This is a genomic window from Allobosea sp. RAF48, assembly GCF_052114025.1.
Taxonomy (GTDB): Bacteria; Pseudomonadota; Alphaproteobacteria; order Rhizobiales; family Beijerinckiaceae; genus Allobosea.
The window spans coordinates 124,306-148,730 of the sequence record NZ_JBFRDZ010000003.1; the positions used below are offsets into that span (position 1 = coordinate 124,306).

25 protein-coding genes and 1 other RNA gene are annotated in these 24,425 nt (G+C 64.7%); 10 read left to right on the forward strand and 16 right to left on the reverse strand.

Annotation, left to right across the window (positions count from 1 at the left end):
- Positions 1-270: 270 nt before the first annotated feature.
- On the forward strand, positions 271-1,062 hold the full coding sequence (locus AB4Z10_RS06820; protein WP_441469632.1) for a cyclase family protein: 792 nt from the start codon (positions 271-273) through the stop codon (positions 1,060-1,062).
- Positions 1,063-1,132: 70 nt separating this feature from the next.
- Complete coding sequence (locus AB4Z10_RS06825; protein WP_441469633.1) at positions 1,133-1,654, forward strand: MarR family winged helix-turn-helix transcriptional regulator; 522 nt, start codon at positions 1,133-1,135, stop codon at positions 1,652-1,654.
- A gap of 3 nt (positions 1,655-1,657) precedes the next feature.
- Here AB4Z10_RS06825 and AB4Z10_RS06830 read toward each other — a convergent pair whose 3' ends face one another.
- The 4 genes from AB4Z10_RS06830 to AB4Z10_RS06845 all read right to left on the reverse strand — a co-directional run bounded on the left by AB4Z10_RS06830 (position 1,658) and on the right by AB4Z10_RS06845 (position 7,593).
- Positions 1,658-2,629, reverse strand: a complete 972-nt coding sequence (locus tag AB4Z10_RS06830; protein ID WP_441469634.1) for an ornithine cyclodeaminase family protein — start codon at positions 2,627-2,629, stop codon at positions 1,658-1,660.
- A gap of 2 nt (positions 2,630-2,631) precedes the next feature.
- Positions 2,632-3,945 (reverse strand): NAD(P)/FAD-dependent oxidoreductase, encoded by a 1,314-nt coding sequence (locus AB4Z10_RS06835; protein ID WP_441469635.1) that lies wholly within the window; start codon positions 3,943-3,945, stop codon positions 2,632-2,634.
- Positions 3,942-6,239 (reverse strand): molybdopterin guanine dinucleotide-containing S/N-oxide reductase, encoded by a 2,298-nt coding sequence (locus tag AB4Z10_RS06840; protein ID WP_441469636.1) that lies wholly within the window; start codon positions 6,237-6,239, stop codon positions 3,942-3,944. Before AB4Z10_RS06840 ends, AB4Z10_RS06835 begins: the two co-directional genes overlap by 4 nt.
- A 70-nt stretch (positions 6,240-6,309) precedes the next feature.
- Positions 6,310-7,593, reverse strand: coding sequence for an ABC transporter substrate-binding protein (locus AB4Z10_RS06845; RefSeq protein WP_441469637.1), 1,284 nt, complete (start codon positions 7,591-7,593; stop codon positions 6,310-6,312).
- Positions 7,594-7,929: 336 nt separating this feature from the next.
- Between AB4Z10_RS06845 and AB4Z10_RS06850 the strand changes: the two genes are divergently transcribed.
- A complete protein-coding gene (locus AB4Z10_RS06850; RefSeq protein WP_441469638.1) occupies positions 7,930-8,652 on the forward strand; it encodes a GntR family transcriptional regulator in 723 nt (240 codons plus the stop codon).
- A 28-nt stretch (positions 8,653-8,680) separates the two neighbouring features.
- Here the strand turns inward: AB4Z10_RS06850 and AB4Z10_RS06855 are convergent, their stop codons facing one another.
- From AB4Z10_RS06855 to AB4Z10_RS06910, 12 genes are all read right to left on the reverse strand, one after another.
- Positions 8,681-9,625, reverse strand: a complete 945-nt coding sequence (locus AB4Z10_RS06855; RefSeq protein WP_441469639.1) for a branched-chain amino acid ABC transporter permease — start codon at positions 9,623-9,625, stop codon at positions 8,681-8,683.
- Positions 9,626-9,632: 7 nt separating this feature from the next.
- Positions 9,633-10,535 (reverse strand): branched-chain amino acid ABC transporter permease, encoded by a 903-nt coding sequence (locus AB4Z10_RS06860; protein WP_441469640.1) that lies wholly within the window; start codon positions 10,533-10,535, stop codon positions 9,633-9,635.
- A complete protein-coding gene (locus AB4Z10_RS06865) occupies positions 10,532-11,260 on the reverse strand; it encodes an ABC transporter ATP-binding protein (protein ID WP_441469641.1) in 729 nt (242 codons plus the stop codon). The genes AB4Z10_RS06860 and AB4Z10_RS06865 overlap by 4 nt, the downstream gene beginning before the upstream one ends.
- A complete protein-coding gene (locus AB4Z10_RS06870) occupies positions 11,257-12,036 on the reverse strand; it encodes an ABC transporter ATP-binding protein (protein WP_441469642.1) in 780 nt (259 codons plus the stop codon). Before AB4Z10_RS06870 ends, AB4Z10_RS06865 begins: the two co-directional genes overlap by 4 nt.
- A 55-nt stretch (positions 12,037-12,091) precedes the next feature.
- On the reverse strand, positions 12,092-13,261 hold the full coding sequence (locus tag AB4Z10_RS06875) for a pyridoxal phosphate-dependent aminotransferase (RefSeq protein WP_441469643.1): 1,170 nt from the start codon (positions 13,259-13,261) through the stop codon (positions 12,092-12,094).
- A complete protein-coding gene (locus AB4Z10_RS06880) occupies positions 13,258-13,674 on the reverse strand; it encodes a RidA family protein (RefSeq protein ID WP_441469644.1) in 417 nt (138 codons plus the stop codon). The genes AB4Z10_RS06875 and AB4Z10_RS06880 overlap by 4 nt, the downstream gene beginning before the upstream one ends.
- A gap of 386 nt (positions 13,675-14,060) precedes the next feature.
- A complete protein-coding gene (locus AB4Z10_RS06885) occupies positions 14,061-15,434 on the reverse strand; it encodes an NRAMP family divalent metal transporter (protein WP_441469645.1) in 1,374 nt (457 codons plus the stop codon).
- A gap of 178 nt (positions 15,435-15,612) precedes the next feature.
- Positions 15,613-16,446: an ABC transporter permease gene (locus AB4Z10_RS06890; protein ID WP_441469646.1), complete on the reverse strand. Its 834-nt coding sequence runs from the start codon at positions 16,444-16,446 to the stop codon at positions 15,613-15,615.
- A complete protein-coding gene (locus AB4Z10_RS06895; RefSeq protein ID WP_441469647.1) occupies positions 16,400-17,209 on the reverse strand; it encodes an ABC transporter ATP-binding protein in 810 nt (269 codons plus the stop codon). Before AB4Z10_RS06895 ends, AB4Z10_RS06890 begins: the two co-directional genes overlap by 47 nt.
- A 462-nt stretch (positions 17,210-17,671) precedes the next feature.
- Complete coding sequence (locus AB4Z10_RS06900) at positions 17,672-18,244, reverse strand: cytochrome b (protein WP_441469648.1); 573 nt, start codon at positions 18,242-18,244, stop codon at positions 17,672-17,674.
- An 18-nt stretch (positions 18,245-18,262) separates the two neighbouring features.
- Positions 18,263-19,252 (reverse strand): iron exporter MbfA, encoded by a 990-nt coding sequence (gene mbfA, locus AB4Z10_RS06905; protein ID WP_441469649.1) that lies wholly within the window; start codon positions 19,250-19,252, stop codon positions 18,263-18,265.
- Positions 19,253-19,616: 364 nt separating this feature from the next.
- The gene (locus AB4Z10_RS06910; protein WP_441469650.1) at positions 19,617-20,519 is read right to left on the reverse strand and encodes a thymidylate synthase; all 903 of its coding nucleotides are present in this window, start codon (positions 20,517-20,519) and stop codon (positions 19,617-19,619) included.
- A 226-nt stretch (positions 20,520-20,745) separates the two neighbouring features.
- Between AB4Z10_RS06910 and AB4Z10_RS06915 the strand changes: the two genes are divergently transcribed.
- From AB4Z10_RS06915 to AB4Z10_RS06945, 7 genes are all read left to right on the forward strand, one after another.
- Positions 20,746-20,940: a hypothetical protein gene (locus AB4Z10_RS06915; protein WP_441469651.1), complete on the forward strand. Its 195-nt coding sequence runs from the start codon at positions 20,746-20,748 to the stop codon at positions 20,938-20,940.
- A gap of 342 nt (positions 20,941-21,282) precedes the next feature.
- A complete protein-coding gene (locus AB4Z10_RS06920) occupies positions 21,283-21,513 on the forward strand; it encodes a hypothetical protein (RefSeq protein WP_441469652.1) in 231 nt (76 codons plus the stop codon).
- A gap of 38 nt (positions 21,514-21,551) precedes the next feature.
- Positions 21,552-21,907: a transfer-messenger RNA gene (gene ssrA, locus AB4Z10_RS06925) on the forward strand.
- 56 nt (positions 21,908-21,963) lie between these two features.
- Positions 21,964-22,539, forward strand: coding sequence for an SspB family protein (locus AB4Z10_RS06930; protein WP_441469653.1), 576 nt, complete (start codon positions 21,964-21,966; stop codon positions 22,537-22,539).
- A gap of 11 nt (positions 22,540-22,550) precedes the next feature.
- Positions 22,551-23,945: a class II fumarate hydratase gene (gene fumC / locus AB4Z10_RS06935; RefSeq protein ID WP_441469654.1), complete on the forward strand. Its 1,395-nt coding sequence runs from the start codon at positions 22,551-22,553 to the stop codon at positions 23,943-23,945.
- A 13-nt stretch (positions 23,946-23,958) separates the two neighbouring features.
- Positions 23,959-24,159, forward strand: a complete 201-nt coding sequence (locus tag AB4Z10_RS06940; RefSeq protein ID WP_441469655.1) for a DUF4169 family protein — start codon at positions 23,959-23,961, stop codon at positions 24,157-24,159.
- Entirely contained in the window at positions 24,156-24,398 is a 243-nt protein-coding gene (locus tag AB4Z10_RS06945; RefSeq protein WP_441469656.1) for a ribbon-helix-helix domain-containing protein, read from the forward strand. Before AB4Z10_RS06940 ends, AB4Z10_RS06945 begins: the two co-directional genes overlap by 4 nt.
- Positions 24,399-24,425: the final 27 nt, after the last annotated feature.

Here is a 24,425-nt window from a genome sequence, read left to right on the forward strand (position 1 = left end):
TATCGCGCTATCGAATATTTATATGCACGTTCATCTAATAAGCACCGTCGACTGTCAATTGGTACCTTTATGCGCATCGGCATGCCGGTACCTCGGCGCTATCGGCCTCAAAGGGGTCAGGAAACGTGACAGGCAGATCGCCTCCCAAGGAGATAAACGCGCCATTCTGCATCGTGTCATCGAATTTATTTGCATTATCATATTTATCGGCGACAATCGCCCGGTGGCCTGCATGCTGTCGGCTGCAAGACAGAAAAAGGGGATGCTGACATGAACGCTTCGGCGCTGATCTCGGGCGTCGCCACGGCCATCGCGTCGGGCGCCATATCGGTGGTGGATCTCACCGCGCCGCTCGGGCCGGACACGCCGGTGCTCTATCTGCCGCCCCAGTTCGGCAAGAACACGCCGCATTTCAAGATGCACGAGATCTCGGCCTATGACGGCAACGGTCCCTGGTGGGCCTGGGGCTGGATGGAGCTCGGCGAGCATACCGGCACGCATTTCGACGCACCCAGTCACTGGATCTCCGGCAAGGATCGGCCGGACAACACGACGGACAAGCTGCCGCCGCGCGATTTCGTGGCACCCGCCGTGGTGATCGATTGCAGCCGCGCCGTCGCGGAAGATCCCGACTTCCTGCTGACGGCCGCTGGCGTGCGGGCCTGGGAAGCCGAGCATGGCGAGATCGAGCCCGGTTCCTGGGTGCTGATGCGCTCGGATTGGCACCACCGCAACACGAATGCCCAGGCGTTCCTCAATGCGGACGAAAACGGCCCGCATTCGCCTGGTCCGAGCGTCGACTGCATCGAGCTTCTCCTGTCGCGGGGTGCGATCGGCTTCGGCAGCGAATGCGTGGGCACCGACGCTGGCGGTGCCGCCGCTTTCGAGCCGCCTTTCCCCGCGCATGCGCTGATGCTCGGCCAGGGCAAATATGGGCTGGCCAGCCTCTGTCATCTCGACAAGCTGCCACCGAAGGGATCGCTCCTGCTGGTGGCGCCTTTGAAGATCGTCGGCGGAACGGGTAGCCCGGTGCGCGTTCTGGCGCTGACCCCGGCGGGCTGAGTGCCGGGGTTGCCTGCGCCGGAAACTCCGGTACCTATGCCGTTAAGCTTGAGCATGCGGACCCGATTTCTTGGCCAGTGACGTCAAACGCAAGAGCGTTCCGCGGCCCGCTTCCCGGCGGGCCGCCACCGGCGACGCGACCCGGCACCGTCCTCCGACCATCGGGGAATTCGGGCTGGAGAATTTCGCGCCCTATCTGATCAATCGCACCGCGATGCTGTGGAATGCGCGCATGCTCCAGGCCGTCCGCGGGTTCGGGCTGACCACCACCAAGATGCGTGCGCTCGCGGTCCTGAGCATCTACCCGTCCCTGACGGTGAACGAACTCGCCCAGTATGCCGCGACCGAGCAATCGACCATGAGTCGCACGCTCGACGCGCTGGAGAGGCAAGGCTTCGTCAGCCGCCAGATTCATGAACAGGACGGGCGCGTGCGCAGCATCGCCATCACCGCTGCCGGGGCTGCCTTCTTCCAGCAGTTCTGGCCGACGATGCTGACCATGCATGCGGACCTGATGGAGGGCGTCGACGAGGCGGAGTTCGCGGCCTTTGCCGCGACCCTGCACAAGCTCCTCGCCAACCTCGCCCGCTGACAATCAGCCGGCCCGCCAGCGGATTTGTTGCCCGATTCCCGAAGCCTGCGCCTTGCGAAGGGCGCAAACGGCCGCCGCCATGTCCTCGACAGCCATGCCGAGGGATTTGAAGACCGTGAGCGCGTCGGGGCCGGACCGGCCGGGCCGGGAACCGACCAGAACCTCGCCGATCTCGGCGCGGACGTGATCCTCGCCGATCACCTCTTCTCGCATCGGCAGCAGCAATTCACCGCACTCGACCATCGCCTGCGCCCGCGAATCCACGAAGAACTCGGCCGACGAGACGATGTCCGAGCCGAGCTCACGCGCCTGGGGCGAACTCGCGCCGACGGCGTTGACGTGGCAACCTGCCTTGAGCCAATCGAGCCGCAGCAGGGGCTCGCGGGCGCCCGTGACCGTGCAGATGATGTCGGCCTCGACAACAGCGCCTTCGATGCTCGAGGCCAGGCGGCACCCGGTTTCCCCGGCCAGCTGCTCGGCCTGCTCGGGAGAGCGGGCCCAGATGACGATCTCGGCCCGCGGCAGGGCGAAGCGCAAGGCTTCGATATGGGCCCGAGCCTGCGTTCCGCTTCCGAGGATCGCGATCCTCAGGGCGTCCGGGCGCGCCAGGGCCAGCGTCGCGACCGCGCTGGTTGCCGCCGTTCGCAAGGCGGTGATCGCCGTCGCGTCGACGAGCGCCAGCGGTTCGCCCGTCGTCCCGTCATGAAGCAGGATGGCGCCCTGATGACTGTCGAGGCCGCGCGCGCGATTGCCCGACGCGACCAGCACGTCCTTCAGGCACCAGACCGGCGCGTCGCCGCCCCGAAACGCCGGCATCAGCCCCATCAGCGGCGCGTCCGTCCCCGGCTTGAGCTGGAGGCGTGGAAACTGTTCGCACTCTCCGCGCGCGAAGGTTTGCAGCGCCTCGCGCACCGCCCCGATGCAATCCTCCATCGTGAGCGCGGCGCGAACGTCCATTCCATCGAGGATCAGCATCGTCAAAGCCCCGCTTGCTTGTCCTGCCAGCGCGCCTGCGCGATCGCGAAGGACGGAGCGGCCACGGCGAGCGTGCGCAAGGGAATGCCCCCCGGATGCGCCAATCCAATCGGCAGATCCTGGAGGCGGGTGCCTCCCGCGGCTGCGGCCATGACCTCGCCGAGCATGGCGGTCAGTGCGATACCGCGCCCGTTGCAGCCGATCCCACCGAGGAAACCCGGCCCAAACTCGTAGAGATGCGGCAGGAAATCGGTCGTCATCGCCGCGGTGCCGCGCCAGACGAAAGCGGCCTCGGGCCTTTCCGGCAGGGCGAGTTCGCGCCGGAGGCGCGCGACGATCATGCGCGCCATGCGCTCTTCGGCCCTGACCGGCAGCATCGCCATGCCGCCGCTGATCAGGCGGTTGTCGCGGTCGAGACGGTAGGTCAGGAGGTTCGCGCGCGTATCAGCGATGGGATTCCGGCGGGGCGAAATCCTGCGGACGGTCTCCTCGTCGAGCGGCTGCGTAGCGACCTGATAGACCGTGAGCGGCACGGTCGACCGGCCGAGGCGGCGCGCCACGCCCTGCTCGAAGGCATTGGTGCAGAGCAGCACCTGACCGGCTTGAACCTTGCGTCCCCCGCAGACGAGGCGCCAACCGCTTCCCGAACGCTCGACGCTGTCCACCGGGCAGCCCTCATGGATATGCCCCCCGGCGGCGATCACCGCACCAGCGAGGCCATAGGCATAGTTCAGGGGATGGAGCATGCCGCCGCTCGCGTCGAACAGGGCGCCGGCGCAATGCTGCAGCCCGGAACGACCGCGCGCGCTCGCCTCGTCCAGCATGACGACCGGCCTGCCGAGTTCCTGCCAGGCTTCGGCACGGCGCGAGAGCATCTCCGCCGTCCCAGGCGAATGGGCGACTTGCATCCAGCCGACCTGCTCCGCGTTGCAGGCGATATCGTGGTCGCGGATCGTCGCGAAAACCCGGTCGGCACCGGCGCCGATCATGGTGAGGAGGTGCTCTCCACGCTCCCGTCCAAGCCGCGCGATGACGGCGGCCGGATCGGCCTTGGCGAAGTTCGGGACGACGAACCCGGCGTTGAGGCCGCTGGCCCCCGAGCCGATCGCATCCGCCTCCAGCACGACCAACCTGGCGCCTGTCCTGGCAAGATGCAGCGCCGCGGTCAGGCCGGTAAAGCCGGCACCGATGACCGCGATATCCGCGGTGATATCCGCCGCGAGCGTGCTGGTGTTCGGTCGCGGTGCGGCCGTGCTCCACCAGACCGTCCTTCGGTATTGTGGCGTCGCCGGATCGTATCGCCTCGCTGGCGTCATCGCGTCGTGAACTCCGGCAGATCGAAGGCGGTGACAGGGGGAAGCTCCCCCGTCCAGGGAGCGATCTCGACGAGGCAGCTTTGCGCGCTGCAGCCCTGGGACAGGGTGGAGGCCGGCTCGTCGAGCGTCAGCACGTTCGGGTTGCCGTGCCGGTCGAGCCCCGTCGCAGGATCAGGGTCGTACCAGGCGCCGGTGCAGAGGCGCGCGACGCCCGGCATGATCTCGTCGCTCAGGATCGCCCCGGCCAGGCAGCGTCCGCGATCGTTGAACAGCTCGACCACTTGCCCTTCGGCTATGCCGCGGGCGGCCGCGTCGGCCGGGTTCAGATAGACTGGCTCGCGCCCGGCGATCTTGCCGGCGCGGCTATGGGGGCTCGCGTCGAGCTGGCTGTGCAGCCGCCGCGCCGGTTGATCGGTCAGCAGATGCAAGGGGAAACGCTTCGCTTTATCGGCGCCCAACCACTCTGTGGGTTCCCGCCAAACCGCGTGGCCCGGACAATCGGGCAATCCAAAGCCGGCAACCCGCCGCGAGTGGATCTCGATGCGGCCGGACGGCGTTCCCAGCGGGTTGCGCTCCGGATCGGCAACGAAGGCCGCGAGCATCGTCGCCGGGCGATCATGCGCCGTCAGATCGACGAGCCCCGTTCGCCAGAAGCTCTCGAACTCGGGCAGCGTGATGTTACGCCCCTGATTGATCTTGCGGCTTTCGTCATAGAGGCGACGCAGCCAACCCATCGTGTCGAGGTTTTCGGTGAAGGTTTCGGCGCAACCCAGCCGGGCGGAGAGCGCCGCGAAGATATCGTAATCGTCGCGGGCTTCGTTCTCGGGAGGCACGGCGCGCTTCATCGCCACGAGAAAGGCTTCCAGTGTCGCGGAGCCGATATCGTCGCGCTCGAGTGTCGTCGTGGCGGGCAGGACAATATCGGCGCGCTTGGCCGTCGCGGTCCAGTACTGCTCGTTGACCACGATCGTCTCCGGCTTTTGCCAGGCCCGCCTCAGGCGGTTGAGATCCTGATGATGGTGGAAGGGATTGCCTCCCGCCCAGTAGATCAGGCGGATGTCGGGATAGGCGAAGCTCCCACCGTCATAGGTGAAGGGTTCACCCGGCCCGAGCAGCATGTCGGCGATCCGCGCGACGGGAATGAAGTCGGGAATGCCGGGGCGTCCTTGCGAGAGTGTCGGCCCCTTCACCCTGGCATGCGCGCTGCCCACCAGATTGGCGGCGCCGTAGCCGAGGCCGAAGCCGCCGCCGGGGCGACCGATCTGCCCGAGCATGGCTGCCAGCGAGATCACCGCCCAGAACGGCTGCTCGCCATGGCTGGCGCGCTGCATCGACCAGGAGACGTTGAGCATGGTCCGCGACGCGGCCATGCGCCGCGCCAGCGCGGTAATCGTCGCCGCCGGCACGCCACTGATCGCCTGCGCCCATTCGGGAGTCTTGGCGATGCCGTCGGAGGCTCCCGTCAGATAGGACGCAAAGGCGTGGAAACCGACGCAGAAGCGCTCGAGGAAGTCGTGATCGACGAGGCCCTCCGAGAACAGGACGAAGCCGAGCGCGAGCATCACGGCCGTGTCGGTGTTCGGCCTGCACGGAAGCCATTCGGCTCCCGCCTGCGCTGCGCCGATATTGTCGCGGACGGGGCCGATATTGACGAATTGCACGCCGGCCTCGCGCATCATGGCGAGACCATGCGCCACGCCGTGCAGCGCGACGCCGCCGGCGTTCATCTGCGCATTCTTCACCGGCACCCCGCCGAAGGTGACGAAGAGCTCGGTATGCTCAGCCATCACCTCCCAGGAGGTATGGCTCGCCATGAGCTCGTCCATGCTGGCGACGATGTGTGGCAGCACCACGTTAGCGGCGCCGAGGCTGTAGGAGTCGACATGTCGGACATAGCCGCCGGCGGCGTTGAGGAAGCGGTGCACCTGGCTCTGCGCATGGTGGAAACGCCCCGCGCTCGACCAGCCATAGGAACCGCCGAAGATCGCGCTGTTGCCGAAACGCTTGCGGACACGCTCGATTTCGCAGGCGACGAGGTCGAGCGCCTCGTCCCAGGGGACCTCGACAAAAGCGTCCTGCCCGCGTCGTTCCGGTGACGCGCCAGGTCCATCGCGCAGCCAGCTTTCACGGATCGCTGGCCGCCGCACCCGCAGGCGCTTCAATGCGGGATCGAGTTGGTGCAGGCCGATCGGGTTCGGGTCGGGATCGCGCCGGAACGGAGCGATGGCGGGATCGGTCCCGGTCCGCGGCTCGACTTCGTAGAGCCCCCAATGCGACAGCGTGTAGTTCGTCATGGCCCTCTCAGCCGGTCGGCCCGGGCCGCGAGCACGGCCCGGGTCCGTCCGGAACCTAGCCCCCTATGTGTCAGCCATCGATCTGCTTGAACAGCTTCTGCATGTCTTCGGTCGAGAAGCTGCGGTCGATGACGAGATTGGAGCCCTCGACACGCCAGGCCAGGGCCGGACCGCTGACGTCGCCGTTAGCGTCGAACTCAACCGGCCCGGTCGCCCCGAAATACTTGATCGGCGCGCCCTTCGCGATCAGCGCGAGCGCCTTCTTGAACTCGGCAGGACCGGTCGAGACCGCTTCTCCCCCCGCCACATGGCTCTTGCGGATCGCGTCGCGGATGGAGGTTCCCGAGAGGTCCGGAGCGATGTTCATCGCGAGGCCCAGCACCATCACCGCGTCGTAGATATTGTAGATGCCTGGGCCGGCCGCGCTCGCCTTGAACTCGGCCTCGAAGGCTTCTTTGAAGACGTTGACGGAAGGTCCAGCGGCCGAGGCATTGTCCGTGCCGAACGCCTTGGCGAGGTATTTCTCGCCGACCGCCTTGACGAAGTCCGGGCTGCGCAGGGCGTTGTTGAGGATCAGGTTCTGCGTGCCGCCGAGCGATATCCATTCGCGCGCGATCGTTGCGCCATCCTGCGGGAAGGCGACGAGGAACATCGCATCCGGCTTCTCGGCAAGCGCGGAGGCGACCTCGGCCCGGTAGGAGGCCTGGTTCTCGTTGAAGCCGACGGTCTTGACCACCTTGCCTCCGAACGCCTCGGTCGCGCGCGTGAAGTCCTTGACCAGGCTCGTGCCGTAATCGGTGTTGACGTAGATCATCGCGATGCGCTTCCAGCCGCGCTCGGCCGCGATTTTCGCCGGCGGGTAAGCGAGGTTCTTCACAGTCGGAAAGGTTCGGAAGAAGAAGCCGCCGGTCTTCCCCTCCTGCGCCATCGTCGTGAGGATCGGCGCGGACGAGCAGCAGGCGATCTGCGGAATCTTGGACGGCACCGCAACCGAGGTCAGGACGGGAATGGTGACGCCGCTGGAGATCGCCGCGGTCAGCGCCGCGACCCGCTCGACCTCCACGAGGAACTTGGCGGCGTCGACGCCGACATTGGGCTGCCCCTGATCGTCCCGCAGCACAAGCTGCACCTGGCATCCCTTGACGCCGCCGCCGGCATTGATGTGCTGCACGGCGAGTTGGGCGCTGTTGGCGATGTTCTTGCCCACCGCTCCCATCGATCCTGTGAGCGACAGGACGCCGCCGATCTTGACCGGGCAGGACACGCTCTGAGCCAGAACCTGCGACGGCGCCAGCGCTGACCCGGCAGCGCCTACCGCGCAGGCGAGCAGCAGGCTCCTGATTATGCTCGACATGGCTTTCCCCTCTTTTATGCCTTGGTCGAAACGGCTTCCCGACGGCCCTCCGGACGCGTCGGGTTACCAGAGATGATCTTGCATCATTTGATCATAAGAGCACACAAACGCCATGGGGTAAAGCGGCCGCCACGCACCCTCTGGAAGTATGATATCAGCCTGATATTTATGCGGTTTTGTGCGCGAGAGTCGCCGTTCGACTTTGGCTTTCATCTCTAATCCGAACGCAGCGAAGCGAGCCTTCGCGCGCTCGGGAGCCAAGCGACGGCTTGTCCCGGCATGGCTAGCGTCCTATGCTGCAAATCGAAGCATCGTTTGATCAAAAAGTGATCTGGAATGGCCATCGATTTCCTTGAGCCGGTCTCGTCGCGCTCGACGATCCAGGACGGAGTCTACAGGCAGCTGCGGCATGCACTGATGTCCGGACATTTCGAACCCGGGCAGACGCTGACGATCGCCTTTCTGGCGGAGACGTTCCAGACGAGCCACATGCCGGTGCGCGAAGCACTGCGTCGCCTGACCGCGGAGAATGCGCTCGTCGTGGTCGCCAACGGATCGGCCAAGGTGCCTACCGTCAGCCTCGCCGGCCTGAACGATCTGTGCCTCACGCGCATCGCGCTGGAGACGCTTGCCGCGAAGCTCGCCACCGAGCGCAGCACGGCGGAAGACCGCAAGCGCTTCGCCGCGCTGATGCTGGAGCATGAGGCCGCCACGGCCGAGCGCAACCTCGCCAAGATGCTCGGCCGGAACCAGGAATTCCACTTCGCCGTCTACGACAGCTGCGGCTCGCCCGTGGTGGTGCAGTTCATCCAGACGCTCTGGCTGCGCTTCGGCCCCTATATGCGCATGCTGTCGAACTATATCGAGCCCCTGCTCGTGTCCGACAGCTACAGGCCTAGCTCCCATCATCGCGACCTCGTGGCGGCGATCGAGGCCGGCGATGCGCGCGCGGCCGCCAAGGCGGTGAAGGGCGACATCGAGACGACGCAGGATCTCCTGCGCCGGCTGTGTCGCGACGAGGTCGAGAATTCACCGCCGAAGCGCAAGAAAGGGAGCTGAGCCGCGATCGCGTCGCGGCTGGCCTCCATCAGGCGGCGTGACGGGACGTCGTGCTTCGTTCGCCGATCAGGCCGCGAGGGCGCAGCAGCAGCGTCAGCACGAGGATGAGGCCGATGACCACAGACTGGAGCGCGCCGCCATAGGCCTGATATTGCGCGGGAACCAACTGGGCTGTCGCGGCGCCGATCAGGGTCCATAGCGCCCAGACCAGGATCGCGCCCAGGATCGCGCCCTTGTTGTTGCCGCTCCCGCCGATGATCAGCATCGTCCAGATCTGGAAGGTCAGGATCGGCATGAAGTCGGAGGGGCTGACGAAGCCGACGAAGCCGACATAGAGCGCGCCGCCGAGCCCCATCAGCATCGACCCCAGCACGAAGGCCTGGAGCCGGAAAAGGCTGACATCCTTGCCGAGCGTCTGCGCGGCGATCTCGTCCTCTCGGATTGCCTTCAGCACGCGCCCCCAAGGCGACGCGACGATCTTCTGCAGGCCGCCATAGACCAGCGCGACGATCACCAGAACCAGCCCGAGATAGCAGAGATTGTTGACGATGGGCGAGCCGGACAGGCCGCGGGCGGGGTTGGGGATCGATGCGATGCCCATCGCGCCGCCGGTCAGCGGCTCGGCGTTCAGGGCGAGGAGCTGGATCGTCGAGGCGATGCCGAAGGTCGCGATCGCGAGATAGTCGTCGCGCAGCTTGAGCGTGGCCAGGCCGATGATCAGCGCTGCGAAGGCCGAGGCGACCATCGCACCTGCCAGCCCGACCAGCCAGGGAAGCCCGAAGTTGCCGATGAGCTCAGGGCGTGGCGGCGCAGTCAGGATGGCGAAGGCATAGGCGCCGATCGCATAGAAGCCGACGATACCGGCGTTGAAGAGGCCGGTGGAGCCCCACTGCAAATTGAGACCCAGCACGACCACCGCGAAGATCAACGCGACGCTCGTGAAAAAGACGAGATAGGATAACAGACCGATCATTCCGCCCTCACGCGCGTGTCGACTTGGCGAAGAGCCCCTGCGGCCGGAGATACAGCACGAGCAGGAGCAGCAGGAACGGCACCGCAGGCTTGAAGCTTGCGGGAATGACCAGAACGGAGAGGCTCTCGGCCAGCCCGACGATCAGCCCGCCGACGACGGCACCGAAAAGGCTGCCGGACCCGCCGAGCACAGCCGCGGTCAGGACCGCGAGCAGCATGTTGAAGCCGAGCTCCGGCCGGATCTGGACGGTGAGTCCGGTGAAGACGCCGGCGCAGGCCGCCAGCATGCCGGCCAATAGCCAGGTCCAGCGAATGACACTCGCCGTATCGATGCCGCAGGCCTGCGACAGCGCCGGGCTGTCCGCCATCGCGCGCATCGCGATGCCGACGCGGCTCGACTGCAGGAAGAGGTGCAGCGAGAGCACGAGGACGAAGGTCAGGGCCAGCACGAAGACATGATCCGGCATCAGACGGACGTCGGGCAGGATCTCGACCGCGATCTGAAGCTCCTGGCTGTAGTAATGCGCGTCCGGTCCCCATAGCAGCAGGACCAGATTACGCAGCATCAGCGCGACGCCGAAGCTGGCGAAGACCAGCGTGAGAGCCGCGGCCCCCCGCGAGCGCAGCCGGCTGAAGACGAGCCTGTCGACCGCGATCGCGACCAGCCCGGTGCCGATGCCCGCGAGCACCGTCGCCGCGATCAGCGGCAGGCCGAAGGACAGGGGGCCGATCGGCTCGGCCGTTCCCATCAGGCTCACCAGTGCCAGCGCGAGATAGGCGCCGACCGTCAGCATCTCGGCATGGGCGAAGTTCGCGAATTTGAGGATTTGCGCGCTCAGCGAATAGCCGATCGCGCCGAGCGCCAGAATGCCGCCTGTCAGGAGGCCGTCCACAATCGCCTGGCCGATCATGGCGCTCTCCGGGATCCGAGGAAGGCTTCGGCGATCGCGGCGTCATCGAGCAGATCGCGCGCGGTACCCGCCATGTGGTTGCGACCCTCGACCAGGACGTAGCCCCTGTCGGAGACGCGCAGAGCCGCTTTCGCATTCTGTTCGACCATCAGCACGGCGACGCCGCTATCCGCCAGCGCGCGCAGATCGGCCAGAACCTCCTGGACGATCTTCGGCGCAAGCCCCGCCGTCGGCTCGTCGAGCATGATCAGCCGCGGCTCGGTCATCAGGGCGCGGGCCACCGCCAGCATCTGGCGTTGACCGCCCGACAGGACGTTGGCGGCCGAACGCCGATGGCCGGCGAGCGCGGGGAACCGCTCGAAGGCGCGCGCGAGCCGCTCGCGCAGCAGTGCCTTGGGAAGGATGTGCCCGCCTGCGATCAGATTGTCCTCGATCGAAAGCGTGGCGAAGACATTGCCGGTCTGGGGTACGAAGCCGACACCGGCCGCGATGATCGCGTGGGTCGATCGTCCGGTGATGTCATGATCGTCGAGATGGATGGTGCCCCCTTCGATCATGACGAGCCCGGCGAGCGCCTTCATGAAGGTCGACTTGCCGGCGCCGTTGGGACCGACGAGGGTGACGAGTTCGCCAGCGGCGACATCGACCGAAATGTCGTGGACGATCGGCAGACCGCGGCGATAGCTGGCGCGCAGGTTGCGGGTGACGAGAAGCGGCCCGCTCACAGCGCCAGCTCCGTCACATCGCCCAGATAGGCGTCGACCACACGCTGTTCGCGGACGACGTCCTGCGGACTGCCCGAGAAAATCAGCTGCCCTTGCGCCATGACGATGATCGATCCGCAGATCCGCATCACCATGTCCATGTTGTGCTCGACGATGAGGAAGCCGATCCCCCTCGCGTTCAGTGCCACGATCTTCTCGATCAGCGTCTCCAGCAGCGCCGGATTGACGCCGGCCGCCGGCTCATCGAGCAGGATCAGCCGCGGCTCCACCATCATCACCCGCGCAAGTTCGAGCAGCTTCTGCTGACCGCCCGAAAGCACGCCCGCGGGGTCCTGCGCCTTGGCGGCCAGCCCCGTGAAGCCGAGCACCTCCATGGCGCGCTCGCGGCAGCGTCGCTCCTCCTCGCGAACGAGCGACGGCCGAAACCAGTTGTTCCAGAAGCGCTCCCCGGCCTGCGCGACGGGGGCCAGCATGACGTTTTCGAGCACCGTCATCTGCGGGAAGGGGCGCGGAATCTGGAAGGTGCGGGCCAACCCCTCGCGGAAGATCCGATCCGGTCGAAAACCCGTAATCGGCCGGCCGGCAAAGGTGATTTCTCCCGAGCTCGGCCTGACCTCGCCTGCGATCAAGCCGAAGAGCGTGCTTTTGCCGGCGCCATTCGGGCCGATGAGCCCGGTGATCCCGCCATTCGCTATGGAGAAGGTGACGTCGTCGACGGCGCGCAAGGCGCCGAAGCTGCGGGAGAGGCCGCGGGTTGCAAGGATGACGTCGCTCATCTCGTCATGCCGCCCCGAATGGTGAAAGGTCGCTTTCTGGCAGTCATCGCCCGGATCACAGCCGATTGAAGAAGCTGCTCAGGCGATCCATGCCCTCTTCCAGTCTCGCGAAGCCCTCCGAGCCGAAGCAGATGCGCAGATGTCCCTCGCCCGCCGCGCCATAGAAGCTGCCGGCTTCGACGACGACATGGGCCTGCTCGAGGATCATATCGGCGAGAAGCTGGGATGGCAGGCCGGTGCCCGAGATGTCGGGAAACGCATAGATGGCGCCTTGCGGCAGGGCACATCGCACGCCCGGCATCTGGTTCAGCCGCTGCACCACGAAATCGCGTTTGCGGCGATCCTCCTCGACCAGCGCGGCGAGAACGTCGCCCGGCCCGGTGATCGCCGCATGGGCGCCGGCCTGGATGAACGTGTTCACATGCGTGACGTCGTTCGCCGTGATCTTGAGCAGTCCGGCCATGGCCCAGGCGGGCGCGGCGAGATAGCCGATGCGCCAGCCGTCCATCGCGAAGGACTTGGTGAAGGCGAAGGCCGAGAAGGTCCGCTCGGCCATGCCGGGAAGCGAAGCGATGCTGCAGTGCTCCGCCCCGTCATAGACGATGTCCTCATACACCTCGTCGGCGAAGACCAGCAGGTCGTGCCGGCGCGCGAGTTCCGCGAGCCCCTCGAGCTCGGCCCGCGTGAACACCCGCCCCGTCGGGTTTACCGGATTGACGAGCACGATCATTCGCGTCCGGCTCGTGATCCGGCTTTCGATGCGCTCCGGCGCGAGCCTGAAATCATCGGCCGGATCGAGCGCCGCGAAGACGGGCTTGGCTCCGGCGAGCTCGATCTTGCCGATATGCTGCGGGTAATGGGGATCGATCAGGATGACCTCGTCGCCCTGGTCGAGAAGCGCCATGAAGACGGCGAAGGCCGCATGCGTCAGCCCGTTCGTGACGAGAACGGTCTCGGGCTCGGCCGCGATGCCGTTGCGCGCTTGCAGCTTCTCCGCGAGGACATTCCGCAACCGCGCCGTTCCGGGCAAGTCGCTGTAGTGGACATCACCAGCGAGCAAGGCGTCGATCGTGGCCCGCTTGATGTGCTCCGGCGTGTCCGCTGCCGGCCGCCCCAATTCCAGATGAATCAGATCATGGCCGGCACCGCGCAGCGCCGCCGCCTTCTGGTACATGCCGAAGGATTTCTTCGGCGTTCCCGAAATCCGCTGGGCAACGCGCTTCATCGTCCGGCCTCCTCGGATGCGACGGCGCTCGCCTGAGCCCGCCGCGCAACCGCCTCGATCTCGACCTTGATCTCCTCGACCGGAAAACCGCAGAGGATCGTCGTATTGGTCGGCCGCGGATCGACAAACTGTTCACCGAGGACTTTGGATACGGCGAGAACATCGCCGCGCTCGGCGAGGTAGACGCGCACCGACACGATATCGGCGAGGGACGCATCGGCCTGCGCCAACGCTTCCGCGATTGTCTGCAAGGCACGGCGGGCCTGATCCTCGGCCAAGGCCGGAAAGGCCCCGCTCACCGGATCATAGCCAGCCGTCCCCGACACGAAGATCCAGTCCCCGTCGACGAGCGCGCGCGAATAGCCGGCCAGCTCCTCAAACTTCGAACCCGAGTAGATCGCTCGCCGGCCCATGGGCTTCCTATGAGTGCTCGTTTGATCAAATAATCGATTCTGCTTTTAGCATATCCGGAATGACATGCAACGGGTGGAGTGCAGCGTTTTCGGGAGTGAAATGCCGGGAGGCCCGCACAGCTCGCGGTCGCGGCCAAAAGGGCATCAATCGGCACCCCTTCGAGAAGAGATACAATCTCAATGCTCAATCATCTTATTGGAACAAGTGTATTCAGGCGATATTGAGGATATTAACGCCTAATATATAGAATTCACACGCAATACAGACACATACATCCGCGAACTTCAGGCAACTTTATTCGGGAATAAAACTTTGGCGACCCGGCGCATAACTTTCAAAATTGCCGAAGACATTGAGTCATTTGAGATAATTCTCAACATAAAATTCAAAGCAGAAGAAAACCCGCACTTGCGATCGCCATCACCGCTGTCGCGATCCAACCACCTGCAACGAGGGCGCGCGGCAGAACCAGACGCCCCATCACGCGCCGGTTTGTAGCGATCAGCATGATCACCACCATCAATGGAGCCGCAAGCACCCCATTGAGTACGGCACTCCAGTAAAGCGCCTTGACCTCGTCGATGCCGGCGAAGTTGAGGCCGAGACCGGCGACCGTAGCGACGGCGATTGTCGCATAGAAGGCTTTTGCTTCCCGAGGGCGATGGTCCAGCCCCTCGGGCCAGCGAAACGTCTCACTCGTGGCATAGGCGACAGAGCCGGCGAGAACGGGAATGGCGAGCATCCCGGTCGCGATGATGCCGGTGGTAAAGAGTGCAAAGGTATAGGCTCCCGCGATGGGGCGGAGCGCCTCTGCCGCCTGCGCCGAAGTCTGGATATCGGTGATGCCGTGGGCGTTGAGCGTGGCGGCCGTGGCGAGAATGATGAACAAGGCGATCGTGTTGGAAACGCCCATGCCGACCAGAGTGTCGATCCTGATGCGCGTCAGCTCCCCGCCCGCATCCTTGGGGGAAACGAACAACGGCTTGATGTGACGCCGATGCAGTTCCTCGACCTCCTGGCCCGCCTGCCAAAAAAAGAGGTAGGGGCTGATGGTGGTCCCGAGCACGGCAACCAGCGCCATGGCATGGGCGCTATCGAAAGTCAGGTGCGGAACGAAGGCGCCGCGCAGCGCGGCAGCGAGCGGTACGCCGGATATGAAGACGACGGCGACATAGGCGAAGAGCGAGAGCGTCGCCCATTTCAGCACGGCAGCATAGCGCTCATAGCTCATATAGGCTTGCAGCAGTACAGAGAGAACGGCGAACCCGACAGTATAGAGGTGCTGCGAGCCGCCGATCAGAAGCTTGAGCGCAGAACCCATCGCGCCCAGATCGGCGCCGAGGTTGAAGACATTGGCGACGACGAGCAACAACAGCACGCTGCGCAGCAGCCAGGGCGAGTAGTGCCGCCGCAGATTGCTGGCGATGCCGCGGCCGGTCACCGAGCCGATCCGCGCGCTGATCGCCTGAATGGCGACCATCAGGGGAAAGCTGAACAGCATTGTCCAGGCGAGGCCGTAGCCGAACTGTGCGCCGACCTGACTGTAGGTCGCAATTCCGCTGGGATCATCATCGGCAGCGCCGGTCACCAGCCCCGGACCCAGCAGCGCGATGAATCGCCTGCCCGGAGAGGCCGAAGCAGCATCTACGGCGGCTCCTTCGCGAGGAGGCGTGGCCTCCGGCTTCGAAGCGGCGCTCGCACCCGCCGCCTCGTCCGCAGCCACCCCCTGCATCATGTCAGCGCGATTGCGATCATTCATTTTGCGATCCCGGCCCTGCCCGTCGCGTGCACGACCGGCGCGGCACATTCGTCCATGATCGAAGAAGTTGGCTGGACGGCCTGAGGAATCCGCCGGAACTCGCCGGATGCGGCATTGAGGCGCCACGCCTCACGCGGAACCTCCGAGATCGCGGGAATGCCATGGATGCCTCCTGCCGTTACGTCGTGAGACGGGGGTACATGCGTGCTGCGATGGCGACGAGAACAGCGGTCGTTGCCAGCAGCACGGCACAGTCGACAGGCAGTCCGTAACGGCTTTGGCCTCCGACGAGCATCAGCGCCCGCAGCGCGTCAACCTGATAGGTCAGCGGATTTGCCAGGGAAACCGCCTTCAACCAGCCGGGCATGATCTCGATCGGATAGATCGCATTGCTGGCGAAGAAGATCGGCATGGTCAGCACCTGGCCGATACCCATGAAACGCTCACGTGTCTTCACGATGCAGGCGATGATGAGCGAGAAAGTCGAGAAGAGGGCCGACCCCAGCGCGATCAGCCCTGCAACCGCCAGAAGATTGAGCGGATTGAAATCGATCGCGATCCCGAGAAGCCAGGCAAGCAGATAGACCACCGCCGCCTGCGCAAGCCCACGTATACCGGCTGCGGTAGCCTTCCCCAGCACCAGCGCGCTGCGCGGTGCCGGGCTCACCATGTAGCGATGCAGGACGCCCAGATCCCGCTCCCAGATCGCCGCTATGCCGTAGAAGATGGCGGCGAACAGCACGCTCTGAGCCAGGATGCCCGGTGCCAGAAAGTCGAGATAGCGGACATTGCCAGTAGCAAGTCCGCGCACTTGCGCCATGACCTCGCCAAACAGCAAAAGCCAGATCACCGGCTGGATGGCCCGGGTCAGGATTTCGCTGGGATCATGCCTGAGTTTGCGGAACTCCGCATCCGCGACCGCATGGATCTGGGTGAAGAAACCCGCGATCCCGGCCAGACCGGCGCTAGTTTCGTCCGATGGCGCTGCGGCGCGATTGACGCGCATCTCCATAGTCGCCTCCTGTTTCGATGTCATGCCCGGCTATGGCAGCGAAGACATCATCGAGCGTCGCTGTCGGACCGATTTCGGCTTTGAGCTGCGCCGGGGTTCCGACCTTTTCGAGCCGCCCGCGGTGCAAGATCCCGACGCGATCGCAGAGCTCCTCGACCTCCTCCATCACATGTGTCGTAATCAGGATCGTCGTCTCGAAACGCTGCCTCAAATCGCGGATATGGTCCCAGATCGCATTGCGCGCGACGGGGTCGAGCCCCACGGTGGGCTCGTCCATGATCACGAGCGCGGGCCTGTGCAGCGTGCTCTGGGCGATTTCGAGGCGCCGCAGCATGCCGCCGGAATAGTGCTGCGCCAGACGGTCCTCCGCATCGGCTAGCCCAATCATCGAAAGAGCTTCGGCGATCCGTGCGGCGCGCTCCTTTCGGGGGATGAGATAGAGCCGAGCCGACAGCAACAGGTTCTCGTAGCCCGTCAGCGCGCCGTCCGCCGACAGGAGTTGCGGGACATAACCGATACGCGATCGCAGCCGCTGCGGCTCTTTGCGGAGATCGCAACCCGCGACCGACGCATCTCCGCCGGTTGGCGGCAACAGCGTGGTCAACATTTTGATAAGTGTGGATTTACCGGCGCCATTCGGCCCGATCAGGCCGAAAATCTCGCCGTGATTCACGGTGAGATCGACATTGTTCACGACCATGTTCCGGTCAAACGCCTTGCAGAGGCGGACCGTGTCAATCACCGCGCCTTGCGTGTCCGACATGACCAGGCCTTTCTCGCATCATCGCAGCTTCGGCCGAGGCAACGCGTATGACGGCTTTGGCTATCGCCCCCGTCCACGAGCGCGACCACCTGCGATTCCGTGACGCTCCGAAGCGCCGGGCTCAGCAGCACAACTGAACTTTGCACGGTGCCAGGGTGTTCCGTTTGATTTGCGTCAAAACCGACGAGAGACGCGCTGATGGCCCCGCGCTGCTTTCGGCGCGCACAAACGGACGCTGACTATGATCTCGCCGCTGCTTCCGCCTTTTTTGATAGCTGGAATCTGTTCTCGCTTGGTCCCTTGAGCACCGTACGGCGTACGGTCTTCGAAACTCCCGGGCGGCGCTCGGTCAGCGGTTCTTCGATAAGTCCATAGCCTGCGGAACAGATGCTCGTTGAAGTCCTCGTGGGCAGGCACTCCCGGCACCATGCCGCCGCATGAGCCGGGCCAAAACCCTTCACATTAATGGCCGCCGGGCGGTCGCTGGGAAGCGGACATTCCGCCGCTTGTGAACCAAATTCGCTTCAGCACGCCATCCTTGTAGGCATAGTGGTGCCACAATGCGGCCACCGCATGAAACGCCGCCAAGCAGATCAACGCGTTGGCGGCGAGTTCGTGCCAGCCGTTGATCGAGCGACGCAGAGCGCGGTCATCAGCTGCAAAGGACGGTATTTGGACCAAGCCGAACAGGTCCCATCCTCTGGCTGCCACATTGACGACRCCGAGAACCAGGGTGACCGCCAGAACGGCATATAGGAGCCAGTGCACGGCCTGCTCGGCTATCCGGAGAACACCCGTATTGATGGAGGGAAGACGGCGGCCTGATGACACGCGCCACCGAACTCGAACGCCATAGACCAATATCAGCCCCACCCCGGCCGCGATGTGGATGGACCACATGCCATGACGCCATTCACGCGGCAGCAGAGCTTCGCTTTGAGCCATGAGCCACAAAAGCAGCACAAGCGCAGCTGTCAGCCAATGCAGAGCGATGGTAGTCGAGTCATACCGCGTCAGGTCGGAATTATGCTGCATGGTGGTTCCGTTTGTTCTTCACGCGCCGCCGATGAGGATGCCGGTCGCCAGAACAAGCAGACCGCCCAGAATGATCTGGAACATGGCTCGGCCGATCGGCGTCTCCATGTAGCGATTTTGGATCCAGACAATCGCCCAGAGTTCGACGAAAACGACACAGAGCGCGATGATCGTAGCGGTCCAGAATTGAGGGATGAGGTAGGGCAATGCATGCCCGAGTCCGCCCAACGCTGTCATGACGCCGGAAGCGACGCCGCGCTTCCACGGCGGTCCGCGTCCCGAGAGCTTGCCGTCGTCGTGGGCTGCTTCTGTGAAGCCCATCGAGATACCAGCACCGACCGAAGCAGACAGGCCGATCAAGAATGTCGTCCACGTGTTCTGTGTCGCGAACGCGGTCGCGAAGATCGGCGCCAACGTCGAGACCGAGCCGTCCATCAGTCCGGCGAGGCCAGGCTGGACCCATGTCAGGACAAACTGACGCTTGGCGTGCTCCGCTTCAGTCTTCCCTTCGTCGCCGCTCGTCAGGCTGTCTTCGAGAGCCAGTGCCGTCCGCTCATGCTTCGCCTCGGCGGCGGCAAGATCTCCCAGCAGCTTGCGTGTTTCTGCATCGGAGCTGCGGGATGCGGCCAGCCGGTAGAAGGCTTCCGCCTGCCGCTCCATATCTGCGGCTTCCGCCCGGGCGCGCTCCAGCGGCAGCGATTTTACCAGCCATAGCGGCCGCCGCGCATAGAAGCCTTCGACGTGCTCGCGACGAATGGGAATGACCGTGGATCCGAACCGGCGCACATAGAGGTCGAGCAAACTGCGACGGTGCTCATTTTCTTCCGCCGCCATCGCATCGAACATCGCAGCCGAAGCTGGATACCGCTCGCCCAGATTTGCCGCGTAGGCTGCGTAGATGCGGCCGTCTTCCTCCTCGGCGAGAATCGCGAGGGAAAGGACCTCCTGCGGGCTGAGGTCATCGAACCGTCGCCGGGCAGGCCGAAAGAGCGAGAAGAACGCGGGCAAGACGTCACCAACAAACAGGAGTTCTCGACACTCTTTAGAAACATTCTAATGTTGAGTCCAGTCTGGTATCTCCCGGCGCTGGGTGAGGTCGTGCGATACCGAGGCGCGCAAACGGCCGCGGGGGCTCAGGACTCGTTGATCACAGCCAGAAGGTAACGGCAGCCGCGACGCAGGCGGCCGCGAGAAAGTTTGCGGCGCATCGATCGTGGCGAGTTGCGGCGGGCGGCAAGACCCCGAGCTCAGGTTTGCGCCTTTCTGCGATCGCTCAGCAGGAACAAGCACCCATCACGGCATCCGCCCAGGCGGCCGTTCGCGCCTTTGCCGGACGGTCGGATCGTCTCAAGTTGGTCCGCGGTAGCTAGGCTCAGACCGCGACGTCCGCCTTGATGACGGCGTGAGGCAAATAGCCCTCCACTTCAAAGTCCTCGATCCGATAGTCGTCGATGCTGGCTGCCTGCCGCACCAGACGCATTTTCGGGAACGGACGCGGATCACGGCTCAATTGCTCCCGGGCCTGGCCGAGATGATTGAGGTAGAGATGAACGTCTCCCCCAAACCAGACAAAGTCGCCCAGCTTTAATCCCGCCTGTTGCGCAATCATCATTTGAAGGGCGCAACAGTTCACCCAGTTGAACCCTACTCCAAGGAGCAGATCTGCTGACCTTTGGAAGCAAAGAGAATTCAGCCGCCCATCGGAAGTGACGTGGTATTGATAGACCATATGGCAAGGCGGTAAGGCCATTTGACTTAGCTCGGCCACGTTCCAACCGTGAAATAGCATTCGGCGGCTGGACGGATTGTTCCGTAGAGTGCTGATCAGATCCGCGATCTGGTCGTGTTCGCGACCATCAGCGCCCAACCAGCGCCGCCATTGCTTGCCATAGACGGGACCCAGATCGCCCCAACGCGCGGCAAATGCATCATCCTCCGCGATGCGCTTCTCGAATTCGGACTGGCTGATGTCCGTGCCGGTTTCGYGACGGTAGGTGGCGAGCGGCCAGTCGGTCCAGATTCGTACATTCTCGCGGATCAGCGGCTGAATGTTGGTCTGCCCGGTCAGAAACCAGAGCATCTCTTTCACCGCAGTCTTCCAGAAGACTCGCTTGGTTGTAAGAATGGGTACCGTCCCATCCGACAGGTCAAATCGAGCCATGGCGCCGAAGATGGACCGCGTGCCGACGCCGGTACGATCCAGCCGCTCGTCGCCCCGCTCCAGCACGTCGGAAAGAAGGTCGAGATACTGGTATTCCGGGTGCCGCCTGGTCATTCCTGCCTCCTGAAATTGCGCGACCATTGTCGCAGCAACCCTCATCCTCTCGCGAAGTCCTACTTCACAGTTGAAGGCGGACGAACATAGCGGCTCTGCGGCGCCTTGGCCCCCCTTGTCGCTGCGGACATCCCCAGCCTTTGCATGCACTCCCGCCGGCCGACGGCAGGAACGATGCCAGAGGCCCCCGGTTGCCGTCTCCGGAACGCCAGAGGGAGACATTTCCATGCTTTCGCGTAGATCGTTCCTGGCGCTCGCCGTCTCCGGCCCGTTCTGGCTCCTGGGCTATGCGGGCCACGCCCAGGCGCCCGAGACGATCGACCCCGCGCCGCCCCCAGTCTCGATGGACGAGGCCAGGCGAATCGCCCCCGAGAACGGCTTCGTCCGCGTCGAGGAGGCCAAACTCGACAAGGACGCTTGATAAGGTCGAGGGGCGGGACAGCACGGGCGCCGAAATCGAGATTGGCCTGCGCGCCAGTGACGGTGTCGTCATCAAGATGGAGCGCGAGCGTCCGGCCTCCGTCAAGGCGGAACGCAGCTAGCGCATTCTTGAGCGCGACACCGGCGCGCGTGAAGAAAATGCGATCGGATAAGGAGTTGGAGCATTTTCGCGCCGGAAGGAGACGCAGAGATGCGCCAGGGCTCACGCCATTGCGACTGGCCGTGAACGTCCGCATCCGCAAACCCGCCTCAATCCGGGCCGCTCATCGCGGCCTGATTCGTGGGGAATATGTCGATGTGGATGAAAACGACCGGAACCGGCTTGCTGGTCGCGCTCGCGCTGAACGGTCTCATCGCGGTGGCCGGGCATGCGCGGGAAGTGGATGCCATCATTTCGGAAAGCGAAGCCCGGAACATCGCCTGGAGCGCCGGCCTCGTCCATGTCGAGGAAATAACCCGCGCCGACGACCGCTGGGAGATATCCGGCCGCAGCGTCGACGACGACGAGATGATCCTCGACATCGACATTAGAAATGGTCGCATTCTCGATTGAGGCCCGAATGCCGCATTGCCTGTCGAAATCGGCTCAGCACTCTTTCCCCGCGCCGCTGCTGCGCCTATATTCGTCATTGCCACTCGCAAGAGCGGCTATGGCGATAAACGGATTTCGGAATAAGCCTTTCGGACCCGGGGGCAGTACCCGGCGCCTCCACCAAAGCCCTGATCTTTCAGGGTTTTGGCGGGGGCGAAATAGGATCGACGAGGGTGTAAAAGTTGTCCTTTTGCTCGGCATGGTTCCGCCGTTATCGGGCCAAAGCATAGTTGCCAACGACAACAATGCTCGGGTTGCTGTCGCCGCGTAAGCGGTGCTGGTTCCCAAACCAAAGCCCTTGCGCTTAGCCGCGTAAGGCGGGGCCCGGAGGCGCCTGGCAACAGAAGCCTCCACTTTCATTCTGGCCTGCCGGCTGTTCCCGCCGGAGCAGCAAGCGGAAAAACGCACCCGATGTCCAAAGATGTTCTTCGTTACGATCTGATGGTGCAGGAAGCGCTGAAGGGCGTCGTCCGCAAGATCCTGACGGAGGCGGCGCGGGACGGCCTGCCCGGCGAGCATCATTTCTACGTCACCTTCCGGACCGGGGCGCCCGGTGTGCGCTTGTCGCAGCGCCTGCGCGAGAAGCACCCGGACGAGATGACGATCGTCCTCCAGCACCAGTTCTGGGACCTCAGCGTCAGCGACCATGCCTTCGAGGTCGGCCTGTCCTTTTCGGGTGTGCCGGAGCGGCTGCTCATCCCCTTCGATGCGGTGACGACCTTCTTCGACCCCTCCGTGCAGTTCGGCCTGAAGTTCGAGACGCAGGGCGAGCCGGAGGAGGCAGGTGCCCCGCAGTCCGAGTCGGTTGCTGCCCCCGCTCCCGTTCCCACCAAGGTCGTGCCGACCGGCGTGCCCGCGCTGAAGACGCGGGCCTCGGCGGCAGAGGACGCGGACAAGGGCAGCGACGCGGCGATCGGCGAAACCGATGACGACGGCAAGAGCGGCGCCGAAGTCGTCAGCCTCGATTCCTTCCGCAAGAAGACCTGACGGACCTTCCCATGACCGAGACGCGCACCGAAACCGATTCCTTCGGCCCCATCGCTGTGCCTGCGGACCGGTATTGGGGCGCGCAGACGCAGCGCTCTCTGGAGAATTTCCGGATCGGCGGCGAGCGTGAGCGCATGCCGCTGCCGCTGGTTCATGCCCTCGTGCTGGTCAAGAAGGCGGCGGCTCATGTCAACGCCCGGCTCGGGCTGCTCGACCAGCGCGTTGCCGGCGCCATCGGCCAGGCCGCAGACGAAGCGCTCGCCGGCAAGTTCGACAGCCATTTTCCGCTGGTGATATGGCAGACCGGCTCCGGCACCCAGTCCAACATGAACGCCAACGAGGTGCTGGCGAACCGGGCAAACGAGCTGCTCGGTGCCGGCCTTGGCGCCAAGAGCCCGGTCCATCCCAACGACCACGTCAATCGCGGCCAGTCCTCGAACGATGCCTTCCCGACTGCGATGCATATCGCGGCCGTGCTCGAGATCACGCGCAAGCTGCTCCCGGCCCTGCGCAACCTCGAAAAGGCGCTGAACGCCAAGGCCGAGGCCTTCAGGCATCTCGTCAAGATCGGTCGCACCCATCTGCAGGATGCCACGCCCGTCACGCTCGGCCAGGAATTCTCCGGCTATGCGATGCAGCTCCATCTCGGCATCGGCCGGATCGAAGCCGCGCTCGGCGGGCTCTACGCGCTGGCGCAGGGCGGCACAGCCGTGGGCACCGGCCTCAATACCCATCCCGATTTCGCCGTGCTCTTCGCCAAGGAGGTCGCGACGCTGACCGGCCTGCCCTTCCGCACGGCCGAGAACAAGTTCGAGGCGCTGGCAAGCCACGGCGCACTCGCTGCCGCCCATGGCTCGCTGGCTGCGCTCGCTTCCGACCTGTTCAAGATCGCCAACGACATCCGCCTGATGGGCTCCGGCCCGCGCTCCGGTCTCGGCGAGATCAGCCTGCCGGAGAACGAACCCGGCTCCTCGATCATGCCCGGCAAGGTCAACCCGACTCAGGCCGAGGCTCTGACCATGGTCGCGACCCAGGTCCACGGCAACCAGGCGACGATCGGCTTCGCCGCAAGCCAGGGCCATTTCGAGCTCAACGTCTTCAAGCCGGTCATCGCCGCCGCCTTCCTGCAGTCGGTCCGGCTGCTGGCCGACGCGGCCGAAAGCTTCCGCACCAACTGCGTGGAGGGCATCGAGGCCAACGAGACGCAGCTCAAGGAACTGCTGTCGCGCTCACTCATGCTGGTAACCGCCCTGGCTCCGGCGATCGGCTATGACAAGGCGGCGAACATCGCCAAAGCCGCGCACCACAACGGCACGACGCTGCGCGAGGAAGCGCTCAAGGCTGGTGTCGACGCCGATCTCTTCGATAGGACGGTCAAGCCCGAGCAGATGCTCGGCCCGCGCTGAGGGAGCTGCGCTCATGGCCGAGATCATCAATCTCCGCCGCGCCCGCAAGCAGAAGGCGCGCACGGAGGCGGATAAGGCGGCCGAGCAGAACCGCATCAGCTTCGGCCGGACCAAGGCCGAGCGCAGCCTCTCCGAGGCCGAGCGCGACAAGGCCGCCCGCCACATCGACGGGCATAGGCTTGCGCAGGGCGACAAGGACCCGGAGCCGGCATGAGTTCGGAGCGCAAGCGCTCGCTCAGCATAGCAGGCCATCGCACCAGTATCTCGCTGGAAGACGAGTTCTGGGAGGCACTGAAGGAGATCGCCGCCACCGAAGGCCAGCCGGTTTCCGCCCTCGTCGTCGAAGTCGATTCCCGCCGGGGCGAGCTCAACCTCTCCTCGGCCCTGCGCTTGCACGCGCTTTCTCATTACCGGCGGCTCGCCGCTGAGCATCAAGGCAGCGCTGGGCCATGATTACTTCAGCCGCTTGAGAAGAGGCCG